The organism is Geomonas agri (genome assembly GCF_020179605.1).
GTDB classification, from domain to species: Bacteria; Desulfobacterota; Desulfuromonadia; order Geobacterales; family Geobacteraceae; genus Geomonas; species Geomonas agri.
Genome location: NZ_JAINZO010000002.1, coordinates 926,574 through 939,153, shown reverse-complemented (window position 1 = coordinate 939,153; position 12,580 = coordinate 926,574). Strand labels below are relative to the sequence as shown.

Sequence of the window (12,580 nt, the reverse complement as noted above, 5' to 3'; positions counted from 1 at the left end):
CAAATGGCAAGGATTTATCCCGACAGGCCTCTGGGCACGACTCCCAGCAACGCGGAAAGGAAAGTCTTTTACGCGCTAAAAGACTTGCTCCCGGACGAATACACCGTTCTCCACAGCGTGCCGGTATACCTGAAGGCGGACCACGGTAGCAAGATGCAGAACGGGGAGCTGGATTTCCTGGTGATCCACCCGGACAAGGGGATGCTCGTCATCGAGGTAAAGGGAGGGGGCATAACCCGGGATGCATCCAGCGGGAAGTGGTCATCGACCGACGCCAAGGACGGGGTACATCCCATCAAGGACCCCTACGAGCAGGGGAAGAAGTACGCGTACGCGATCAGCAACCTCGCCGAGAGAGAAAAAACAACCAGGAAATTCGATTACCCTTTCTTCCACGCGGTCTGGTTCCCGGACATCGATACCAGCGGGGCCGCCCTTGGCATCTCCGATAACCTCCACATGATAACCCTCGGGAAGCAGGACCTTGCCCAGACGGCATCCTCGGTGCCGAGGGTTTTCAGGAATTGCCTCGGCGGGGGTAACGACGTGCCGGGAGAGGGCGGCGTCGAGGCCCTGCGGTCATTCCTTTCACCGTCGTGGACTCTCTCGGTGAAACTCGGAAGCTCAATCGAGGACGAGAGGCACAACATAGTGGAGGCAACGAGGTCGCAATACCGGGTCCTGTCGCTACTCCAGCGATTCCAGCGGGCCCTGGTGAGCGGGCCCGCAGGCTCGGGAAAGACCTTCCTGGCCATAGAGAAAGCACGGAGGATATGCAGTGCTTCCCCCGAATCCCGCGTGCTCATAGCATGTTACAACAAGAGCCTCTCGGGCCTCATCAAGAGCCACGTGGTCCACGACAGCAGGATCGACGTCTTCACCTTCCACAAGCTCTGCACCTCGTTCTGCAAGGATGCATCTATCCCCATTCCCAGTGGACACGAATCGGGACTCGACGAATTCTACGACGCCGAGCTCCCGGACCTCTTGCTAGAAGCGCTCTGCAAGGTCGGGTCCCGGTACGACGCCATAATCGTGGACGAGGGGCAGGACTTCGACCCGTCGTGGTGGCCAATCCTCGAGCAATGCCTCAGGGATCCGGGCAAGGGACTCTTCTACATCTTCTACGACAACAACCAGGGAATCTATGAAAAAAGGCAAGATTTCCCGATAATGCAAGAGCCCTTCGTCCTGGAGGAAAACTGCAGGAATACCAGGAAAATACTGGAGCTGGTGAACGAATTTTACGAGGCAGAAACCCTGCCAGTCCCGCTGGGGCCCGAGGGTAGGAGCCCTGACCTGATCAAGGTCGAAGCGCCAGATTTGGAGGTCGATACCCTTCATCGAGTCCTCAAGAAACTGGTAAAAACCGAAAAGGTCAACTGTAACGATATCGTGATACTGACCCCTCATGCAGAAAGCAGGTCCGTACTAAAGTCTGGCATCGATGTAGGCGGCCTCAAGCTGTCGTGGGACCCACATTCACGAGGGGAAGGAATTGTCTTGTGTTCGACCATCCATTCATATAAAGGTCTTGAGTCCCCGGTCGTCATCGTAGCCGAGATATCGACCTTACCCCGGGGAAAATCACGGGCGTTGCTGTACGTAGCGTATTCAAGAGCAAACTCGCACCTTGTCGTTTTGTGCTAGTGTCCTGTCTAGTTAATTATCTCCAGTAATTTCGGGCCTTTTTTAACCTCTTATAGAATCATAACAAGTTGAAATTATTAGATTTATTGTTCTTCAATTTTCTGATATTTTAGGAAAGGACTAACCAAGCAGGACACTAGGAGATTCAAAAGTAAATGAAAAAGTTTAAATTCGTCGATTTGTTTGCAGGTTGCGGTGGCTTTTCCCTTGGTTTAACCGAAGCTGGATTCGAGCATGTTCTCGCTGTTGAACGATCCCCGATGGCTGCACAAACCTATTACCACAACATTGTAGCTAAAAAAGTGAATAGTCCTGTCCCTTGGGCCGACTACATCGAACTGGACAAGAACGCCATGGTAGAAGCCGGCCTGTACATCGGAGACATCGAAAAGATCCACTCGGACCAGCCTCTCCTAGGTGACCTCCGTCGCAGGGAAATCGATCTGGTGGCTGGTGGACCACCCTGCCAGGGGTTTTCAACCGTCGGCAAGCGTAACCCGGATGACATCCGGAATAGCTACCCATACAAGTTCTTCGAGATCGTAGAGGCTATCCTGCCAAAAGCGTTCGTCATGGAAAACGTAATTGGGATCAGCCTTAACTTCAGGAAATACAAGAAGGATACCCCGCTGGACACGGTGTGTGGCTTTTTCCAGGAGCATTACAGTATTACCCGCACTTGCCTAAACGCATACCATTACGGCGTGCCACAGGGAAGGCAGCGGATAGTGGTAATTGGGATAAGGAAAGACCTCGCCGACAAACTCTGCTTAAAGCACGTGGACAGTAAACACGAGGCCCAAATCTGGCGGTCAGACTTCCTGAACAAACTGGACAGGGATGCAATTCCCACCCTAGCCCCAATTCCCATCCACAGCGAACAGGCCGTGCGCTTGAAACGTGCCCTAATCGACATCGACGATCACGGGTACACTAAAAAGAGGAGCAGCTACTCACAGCTCATGAAGGGAAACCAGACCGTTATCCTGAACCATGAACGTCGAAGACACGGGGACGAGACGACCTTCAGATTCAAATTCCTGCACGAAATAAGGAAGATAGCCAGCGTCAACATAGCCAACAGCATTTCGACTCCCGAGAGCATCAGCTCGGTGGTGTCCATTTTAAGGAAGACCGGGAAGCCCATAGTGATGCCAGACGGTACCTATATCCCTAGCAAACCATCACTCGAACGTGCCATAAATCGAATCGCCACCAAGAAGCATAGCCAGATTCTCCTTGACGGTGACAAGGCCTCGCGAACGATGATGACAATACCCGACGATTACATCCACTACAAATTCCCAAGGGTGCTCACGGTGAGGGAAATGGCAAGAATCCAGTCATTTCCCGACAATTTTGAATTCATGGGCAAAGTAACAACCGGCGGGAAGCAAAGAAAGAACGAGGTCCCCCAATATTCCCAAGTCGGTAACGCGGTACCACCGCTGCTTGCAAAGGCAATCGGGACGCGACTAAGCGAGCTTCTTCAGGCTGCCGAGTCCAACAAGGGACGGCCGTAGGGTTTTTCCGACCAACTTTATCTCGAGGCATGCGCATGGAAATCAAGTACCCAGAGGGGCTACTGGCTTGGGGTGGCCACAGGGAAGGTGGAGTAAGCAAACTTTTCTCGGCCGAGTCAGGCAAGCCCACCGGAGAACTAATTAAAACCCGGCTAGTCCGCAAGCTAGAAAGTTGGACCCACGACCTCCTAGCAGGCAAGAAGGTCCCTCGAACGATACTTCTAGTGGGGGGGCCGGGGAACGGTAAAACAGAGGTCCTAGAACACGTGATCAGGAGTATCGACGCTGCTCTCGAGATCGATGGGGACCTCGTGAGGGAGGTGCAAAGGCTACTCCCCCTACCAACAGGCTTCAGCGCCCGGAAAGTAACCGTGAGCGCGTCAAGCCTGCCTCTGGGCAAGCTCCCACCTCCCTTCGAGTATTTTGATATCGTGCAGGATGCGACGTCTTCGGCACAGCCAGAGGGGCACCTAGTTCCACCGGAAGAGCTGTTTATCGAGGAACTGGCCGGCCTCGCCGGGCCAAGTTCCAGCAGGGTTTACATTGCGTGCGTGAACAGGGGAATACTTGCGCATGCCCTGTCCAAATCCTACGCGAACCTTCCCGGCAGCGAGCAAGTGATTCCCCTGCTAGAGAAGATAACCTCCGCTGTAACCATGAGCCCAAGGCAACCAAGTTGCTGGCCCCTGGAAGGATACCCCGATGTCGGCGTATGGCCCATGGACGTGGAAAGCCTGCTCGAGCCGACTCTCGACGAGGATAGCCACTCCCCTGCCCACGCCATCTTCATGTCAGCGCTTGCAGCCGAAAAGTGGGCAGATCATTCCAATTGCCCTGCGGCCAAGTACTGTCCCTTCAAGGCCAACCAGGAGTCACTCCGCGAGGAAAAACCTCTCGATCACCTGCTGGGAATCTTGAGGTGCTACGAGCTTGGCTCCGGGAAAAGATGGGCATTCAGGGACCTGTTTTCGCTCGTAGCAAACATTGTAGTTGGGCACGAAAGCGATTTCGCCGTGAACGGCGAATATGCCGGCCCATGCGAATGGGTGAGAGCACTGGCAAGGGATCTCGAGGACGACAGCAAACGGCTTAGGGCCGCACTCGAACTGACTTCGAGGCTGTACCAACACTCACTTTTCCCTGCCTGGCCGCGTTCAAAGGACCTATTCAAAGGCAAGCACGTCGGGCAAGTCTTGAAAGACACCGCAAACGTAGCGCACCCCCCGAAATCATTTTTTTCAATCTTCAACGATCCGACTTTCGCAGCACCCACCGACATAAGGAGAAGGATCCTCGGCGACATGATAGAGCTCCTCGACCCTGCCAAGGCATCGGGTAAACAAGAGGTAGCGATGGGCGGGTTGACCCTGGCCTCGCTGGAGGAAATCTTTAGCTTCTCGGTTGAAATGGGATTGAACAGGGTAAACAGCCTCCTGTCGCCGCAAGAAAACCTGCTACTCGAATGGCTGGCACGGTCTGAAAAATGCCTGGACGAGGAATGCGTCAAAAAGACACTGATCAACGAGGCAGCCGTCATCAAGGGCACGATGAGAGGATTCGCCTGCAGGCTGGCTAAGCGCAGCCTCGGCGTCAAAGCGGGGGCATGCGAGCGATCGGAAATGTTCAAAGAGTATATCGATGCCATCCATGACCGGGTCAAACTCGGGAAGGTCAGGGACGTCTTCAACAAGCTCCTAAACCCATCGGGGTTCAAGGTGTCGCTGAAGGTGACCTACGGGCAACCCGTGCCTCCCCCGGCCAAGGACATCAGCCTCGAAACGGACAACATCAATGTAAAGGTAGTGCCTGCCGTGCAGGATGCGTCAAAGCCAAGGACGTTCATCCCTTACCTATCGCTGGACGGCGGCAACTACAGCATCCCGATCACGTTCGGGATTTTCGAGGCCCTGTATTCCGTCAAAAACTGCCTTCACGAGGGCTGCTTGCCCAGCGAGGTGCTCGCCTTGCTCGAGGGAGCCCGCGCAAAGCTTGCCGGCCTCCTCGTGAACCAGGAGCTAGACAGCGCAAGGCTCGTGATAGGGAACACGGGCGTGGTGCTGAACGTCTCTTACGGTTTGCTGGAAAAGCTATAGGGGGGGAGATGTCCGTAAGCGAATTCAAAGACGAACCATTCAAGGACCGAGCGGAGTACCAGAGGACTCTGTTCCACCTGTACCCGGCACCCGAATTTGCAACGGGAGAAGTAATGACCGCGGCGCTGTACCGCGCCATCGGGTACAGGGCAAGCGAGAGCGACGTCACCGCTTGGGGAAAGGATTTCAAGGGCCGCCTGGAATCTGAAGCAATACCGTACAGCGGCAAGATAACTCCCAGCACCTGGAAGAGGATTATCAGCGTGGGGCTCGCGAGCCCTCGCCAACCTGGCCAGCAAAGGCAACTCCTTCCCTCCATTACCCCGCTGGTGCCCGAGGCCTGCCTTTACAGCAATACCGCCAGGCAACAAGGGAATCCCTGGAATCCCGGTAACCTCGTCTTGAGCATGCTAGAATGCGGCTCCCAAGGTAGCCATGAGAAGGTCTGCTGGGATTCACTATTTAGGGCCCTTAGCACCGGTGACAACCAGGACCCCTGGGCAAGATTCGTCTCCGAGTGCTTCAAAAACTGCGTGCACCCGGACGATAAATTGCCAGGGTGGGAGCAGAAACCATTTGTACCCATTATGCCCGGGATTCGATGGGCAGAATGGAGGATTTCCGGCAGCCCCTCTGAGGCACTCGTACGAGCACTTCCAGGGGTCCTGAGTCTCAAGCCGAAACTGACCCGAAGGCAGTGGATTAGCCTGTTCGAGGCCCTACTGCGCATATCCTGTGCATCGCACGTTGCATGGATTTGCAAGGCCAACCTCGAGCTGTGGGAATTTCTCGTCAACTGCTTCGAGGAACCGCCAAGCCAGCACTGGGACGGAAAGCAGCTGTTCAAGTCGAGTGACACCTACTGGCCATACGGGGAAAGAATCGACCCCCTGATCCACTCAATAACGCGTGATTACATAACAGGAAGGCTAGGTGTAAACCTCGTCCTCCACCACGTGAGCGAAACCCTTGGCATGGAGAACATCGACCTGAAGAGCCCCACGGGCATAAAAAACCTGGGACAGGCAATTTACGATGGGCGCGAAAAACTCGACCTCCGAATGGTAAGAGACGTGCACGACGAGGCGCTCGAACGTAACCCGAGACTTCTCGAGTGCACCCACGGCATCACGTCGAACGTTAAATATTTTTTCAGATACACCCTCGGGCAGAGGCAGTCAGTGGCAGAGGACGAACTGAATTACGATCAGGGCTACTGGGTAAAAAAAACCGGCCCCCAAAGAAACGCCTCGTGGGTCGTTTCAGGCGGGCCCGTGGCCCTCATGGCAATGGTGTCTTCATGTTGCAACACCCACAGGGCCTCGAGGACCGTTGAGGACTTCTGCCGATTCCTCAACCAGTTCGGCGTAACCACCCGGGCCAGTGACCTTGCATGGAACGGCCTCGGAAACAGCATGAGACGGCTTGGACTAGTCATCGACAGCCCGGACGCCGAAGGTGGCATGATATTAATTGATCCGTTTACGGCGTGAGGGGAATTGTGGACAAATTGGTTACCAGGCTAAAGGAAGCGGTGTTAAGAGAGCTGGAGGAGCTCCTGAGGGGAACACCGGGGGGATGCCGCCCCGCGTTCGTTGGTCCCCCTTACGAAATCATGGAGGCGCTACATCGCGAGTTGATGAAAAATGGAGGTGTTACCATCACCATCGCGGGGAATCCAGTGCGGGTTCCCGTTTACCTTGCGGTGGAAGGTCCCTGCGCAAACCCAGGGGAAGCCGGGGGCAAATGCAACGACTCCATGCTCGTCGACCTGCGCAACAAGAACGACCTCAAGTACCTCCTGACGCTTGTCCCGCCCCGGGCAAGCCTGAACCTCTCGCTAAATTCCTCGTCGACCACCTTCGGGGTAGACACCAAGGGGGGGGGCAACAGCGATTGGCAGGACTCGGCATTCATGCAGAGGTTGCTCGGGCCGATCATCGAGAGTATAGACCTCCCCAGCGGTGTTTCCAAGGACCTCTGCAACGAGTCTATCCGCCTGGCCGGGGCTATCCTCGATTCCTCCGGGGAAAGGACCCGGCCATGGCAAACAATACATTCCCTAGTCAACATCAACCTTTCAAGCCCCAGTAAAGACCTCCTGTTCCTTGCAGCATGCGGGATGCCAAACCCGGGCGGAAGTCCCCTAAACCGGAAAGAGTCCGGCGATACCCTGGCCAGGATCGCAACGGCTCTGGTAGAAAAGGGGAAAAAACGTTTCTTCACGGAATTGAGGGAACGGGCCAACGATCTAGACCTGATCGAGGAAAGATCGAGCGTCATGGCAGCGATCGAGGGATTTGAATGCCACCTCGAGAAAGCAGTCCGTAACTCGCCTGAGTTCAACGAGGCGCCCCGCTACTATTACTCGCCATTCAGGACCTGCAAGTCCCCCGAGAACCTGCCTCATTGGTGGGTTACCCTTGATTGCAGGACATGGGGCAAGCTGCTCGGACAACCCGACACTCCTCCCCCGCCAGAAAGCCGACCGACGAGAGTCGAGGTGGCGAACAGGTTGATTAATTCCGGCGAGGGCGAGGTACAAGTAGTCCTTAGCTCGCCCGAATTCCGGGTAACGCCGCCGGCCACAGACCCGGTTCCATTCGAGGTTACCTACGAGAAGAAAAATAGCAGCAATACCACCTTGGCCCATGCCGCGCCGTTTGCCTGGACCGACAATTCCGTGGCTAACCACACGTCGCCGGCCAGCTACTCCTTCAAAGCCGGGTCAGGCGGCGCATGTGCAGTCAAGATAATAAGCCTCGATAGGTACGCTGCCGGGGTCGTCTTGCAACTCGTCGGTTCTGCACACGTACTAACCTTCAAACAAAAGAAGGCCGGCAGGGCAGAGGATAAGGAATACGAGTGCATCATCCCGGGATTTTCGCAGGGAGCACGCTACGAGATAGCACTTTACCATTCGAGCCTAATTACTCCCCCAGTAAGTGGCCAGTTCATACCAGAATCAGGCACTGAATATTCGACCGTTAACTTCGAACCCCGGGCGAACTCGATACTAGCCGGCTTCGACGCAGTGGACGCTGGCACCCTGGTCACCCAGTTCCTCCTTCCCAGTGGGGGCAAGGCAAGCTATTCAATCATCCTCCAGATCAGGGAAGGTGAAACCAGGGGGGTCGCAAGCGAGTTCGAGAGGCTCATAGCCTTGAACCAGGCAAATTCAAACGTCTGCGTTGACGTGCGACCGCGGCTCGTCCACGAGTTCCAGTTCTGGGCACTGCGTTCGAGGGATTCCTACAACCCCGTCATCATGGGGTATGACGCGATCCAATCATGGGGAGAACCCAAATGGACCGAGTTACCGATCATGTCGGGGTACAACTCCCTAACGACCATACGCCCCAAGAAGCTTGATCCACCGGAAAGCCTTTTAGAGTACCGCGAAAAGATCCACTCCCTCCTGCTGGGTAACATGAATGGGTACATTGAAACAGCCCGCCTCGGGGAACTGGTCGAGCTCCCCATTTTCCGTGACCTGATAGTTAACTACCTGGCCGCCTACATCGAGTGGCTAGAAAGGGCCCCCTCCGAGGCAACCTGGTTCGACACGGTTCTCGTCGTCCCATGCGAAAGTGAAGCAGTCCTTTCCAAAAACCCAGACGCGATCCTGCTCCCCCCGTACCACCCCCTAAAGCTGGCGTGGATGGTGAATGCCCAGGAAGTCCTATGGGAAGCCATCTCCAGTTCAAACAGGTGTCCCGCGGCCGGGATGCTTAACCCCATGGCCGTGCCAGACATGCTGCTGCTCCAGTGCTCGGGTGTCGCAGGACCTGGATCAAGGATTCCCTTCCTGTCCGTTGCTTCCAACAACGATTACTGGTCGGTGCTGTGGAACGAGAGCCGACTGGCGGGACTAAACGCCGAGCACGTCAAGGACCTATTCAACGACGAATTCGGCATCTGCATAGAGGGCCTGTCATCTGGCTTTTCGGTGTCTCAAATCGAGAAATCCATGAAGGATCTCTCGCTCATGATGTCGGCCCGCTCGAAGTTCAAGGTTTCAATTAGCAGCGAGAACTTCGGCGACAGTTCATGTACCGCAGGTATGCTGGCGTGGAGCGAAGCGAACCTCGGCTCAGAGGACCCCTGGTTCGGGGCCGGGAAACGCGAACTGGAGGTGTTTGACCTCCGGGACGAGTCCCAGCACCCTTCCTCAGAGATACTCGCGAACCTGGCTGCAGAGGCCAGCGGAACGGTCAGGTGGCTGAAGGCCAAAGAGTGCGGCCCCGATGGCAAGATTGACCTCGGAATCATAAACCATCTGGGGGGCTCAAACTACGAGCTGGCCAAACACGGGATAAATGCCGGGACATCGAGGGGCAACCTGACCCGCCACCGGGTTAGGTTCCAAGTTCCCAGCCAGGTACCAGCTTGCTACCTAGCGGAGGCACGCAAGTCGTTGCCTAGCACGCTACAAAGCGCAACCCCCCTGGAAAGGCTGGTTTCCTCGGCAAGTTCCACTTTGGAAGGATGCCTTCCGGGCGACAGCCTCAATTTCGCGCCCAACACCTTCCGGCTGCAACAAACCCTCAAAAACGCATATTACTGCGCGGTCTCTTCCTCGTCCGTGGACCCTGCAACCTTTTTCGATTCTTCCGGTGACGCATATCTTTGGGACTACGATTTACCGGGATACTCTGCGCGCCCAGGAGGGGCGAGTGGATACTTCCTCCTTGCTTCTCCCACCCAGGCAATTATCGAGACGGTCAAGCTGGGACTTGCCTCTGTCAGCGGTGGAGCCCCACCGGGTGACGATGTAGTCAAGGGAATTCTTAAGGAGGTTTCGGGAAGGGGGATCTGTACTATCAAGCACCTTGCTACTGGAGGTACCACCGCACACGGGGAGATCGGGCTCCTGATCGCTGCGAGGCTGCTGGCTCCCCTTTCCGGCACAGGCATCATGTGCCCCGACGATGAAAGGATTAACCTCATCCTCCCAATCGACCCATTCCTGGAGCAGGTTGACGTCCTCAGGAACATCATGTCCAGCGAGAAAAGGCGGCCAGACCTGCTCGTCGCAAGCATTTACCTCGGAGAGGGGAGGAGCAGGGTCCGCCTGACCCCGGTCGAGGTTAAATTCAGGTCCCAGTTGATGTCTGACAAGGACATGAAGAGAGCTTTGCAGCAAGCCAGCAGCTTTTCCCTCTTCATGGAGGGCTTATTGCTATCTCCCGTGAACACCCTCTGGCAGGTGGCGGGATTAAACTTCGTGGCCGAGTTAATGGAATACGCCTTCAGGGTCCAGGGCCTATTTATCCCCGCCCAACAACGCGACGAGTGGGGCAAGAAACACTCGCGCGCAATATGCTCAGTACTGGCGGGAACCGCAGTTTTCGAAGTGGACCGCCGAGGCCGGCTAATAATCATCGATGAAACGGGAACCTCTGACTCAATGGATCTCGACGGCGACGGATTCCAGGAATCGCTTCGGATCTCAAAAGAAAACGCGCGGGAACTACTATTCACCCCAGAACCGCCATTCACCGGCAAGGTTCAAGGGGTACTCAACGGATGGGAGTTGCTCGTGGATCTGGGCCAGGGCACGACAGACAACCAGAGAGAGGCGGAGATGGAGAGCACGGGGCAGGCTAACCTTGAAACGTCCACCATACCGCCCGAAATTTTTCCGAGTGCCGTAAACGATGGAACCGAAACAGAGCCAAGCGGCCCGTGGAGCGATTCCGAGTGCTACCTCGCGGTGCTTGCCTACGACCTGATGGACAAGCAGGCTGGCGTGGTGAAGATGTACCTCTACAAGCTCGTGTCGAGGCTGACGGGGAGGTCACCCAAGGCGGTCGAGTACAAGCTGCAAAACGTTTCTGCCTGTGACATGAGGCCAAGAGAACTAAAGCCGATAAACGAAATGCACAAGTACCAACAGCAACTAAAAATCGTATTCGACTGGTTCAGCTCCTGTCACGACGAGGCCGAGGCAATTTTCGAATCGATATACGGATTTAACATGGAGAGCGCAATTACGCAACTACCCCACATCGACATCGCGGAGTGCCTAGGAAAATTGCAGCAAGCCATAGCAAAAGAGTTAGAAACAGCGAGGAAAACGACGGACCCCCAGCAATCTCTCCCTTTTGCAGGTGATCCGGCCCCAGCCCCCCCCACGGTGGCGACAGCCAACGGCGAGAAAAATGACCAGTTCCCTGACGGAGTAAAGTTCAGGGTTGGAAAGTCCACTGCGGCGTTCGGCGGACCGGACATGTTTTTCCACCCGAGCAACACTGACCTAACCCATCTGAACATAGGAATCGTGGGCGATCTGGGGACCGGCAAAACCCAGCTTATCCAGGGACTGATTTTCAATCTGGTGCGATCAGGTAAGCAGAACAGGGGGCACTCCCCAAGGTTCCTAATCTTCGATTACAAGGGGGACTATTCAAAGGAGAGCTTCGCAAGGGCCGTGGGAGCCAGGGTAGTTGAGCCGTACAGGATTCCCCTCAGCCTGTTCGATACCAGCTCGTCAAGCGTGCTGACCCCATGGATCAGCAAGGCCAAGTTTTTTATTGATATCTTGGACAAAATCTTTCCAGGAATGGGATACCCGCAAAAAGAGAAGGTTAAGCAGGCCATCAAGCGAAGTTACGAAGATGCCGCCTTGCTTAGGACCATCCCCACGATCAACCAGGTATTTCAAAACTACCAGGCACTTGTAACGGCAACCGATTCACCCTCCGCGATCCTAAGCGACATGTGTGACCAGGAACTGTTCGAATCTGACCCCTCGAAACTCCAGTCATTCGACGAATTTTTCACCGGGGTGACCGTCATTAGCCTTAACAAGCTCGGGGCTCAAAACGATACAAAGAATATGCTGGTCATAATATTCCTCAACATGTTTTTCGATTACATGCTCAAGATAGAAAAGCAGCCATTCATAGGGACTTCCCCGCAATTGAGATTTATCGACTCCTATCTACTCGTCGATGAAGCAGACAACATAATGAAATACAATTTTGACGTTCTTAACCAGATCCTGTTGCAAGACAGGGAATTCGGGGTAGGTGTCATGCTCGCTTCCCAGTACCTGTCTCATTTCAAGAAGCCTGGCGGAGTAAACTACGCGCAGCCCCTACTGACTTGGTTCGTACACAAGGTACCGAATATATCGCCCAACGAGCTTTCTGCCCTTGGCATGCCCGACATATCCGAGACCATGGTAAACAAGGTAAAGACGCTTCAAAAGCACGAGTGCCTGTACAAGTCGCTTAACGTCCCAAGCAAGTTCATACGTGCAGACCCGTTTTATGAACTGATCGAAGCTACAAGTGACGAGGAGTAAAC

The 12,580-nt window shown here is 55.1% G+C and carries 5 protein-coding genes; all 5 read left to right on the top strand.

All coding sequences use genetic code 11. The features are described 5' to 3' along the window. Positions 1–3 precede the first annotated feature (3 nt). Positions 4–1,650 (top strand): nuclease-related domain-containing DEAD/DEAH box helicase, encoded by a 1,647-nt coding sequence (locus K7R21_RS15620; protein WP_224984207.1) that lies wholly within the window; start codon positions 4–6, stop codon positions 1,648–1,650. A 155-nt stretch (positions 1,651–1,805) separates the two neighbouring features. Further along, entirely contained in the window at positions 1,806–3,173 is a 1,368-nt protein-coding gene (locus K7R21_RS15615) for a DNA cytosine methyltransferase (RefSeq protein WP_224984206.1), read from the top strand. 35 nt (positions 3,174–3,208) lie between these two features. Continuing rightward, positions 3,209–5,266, top strand: coding sequence for a zeta toxin family protein (locus K7R21_RS15610; protein ID WP_224984205.1), 2,058 nt, complete (start codon positions 3,209–3,211; stop codon positions 5,264–5,266). Between the two features lie 8 nt (positions 5,267–5,274). Next, positions 5,275–6,759, top strand: a complete 1,485-nt coding sequence (locus tag K7R21_RS15605; protein ID WP_224984204.1) for a hypothetical protein — start codon at positions 5,275–5,277, stop codon at positions 6,757–6,759. Between the two features lie 8 nt (positions 6,760–6,767). After that, entirely contained in the window at positions 6,768–12,578 is a 5,811-nt protein-coding gene (locus K7R21_RS15600; protein WP_224984203.1) for an ATP-binding protein, read from the top strand. Positions 12,579–12,580: the final 2 nt, after the last annotated feature.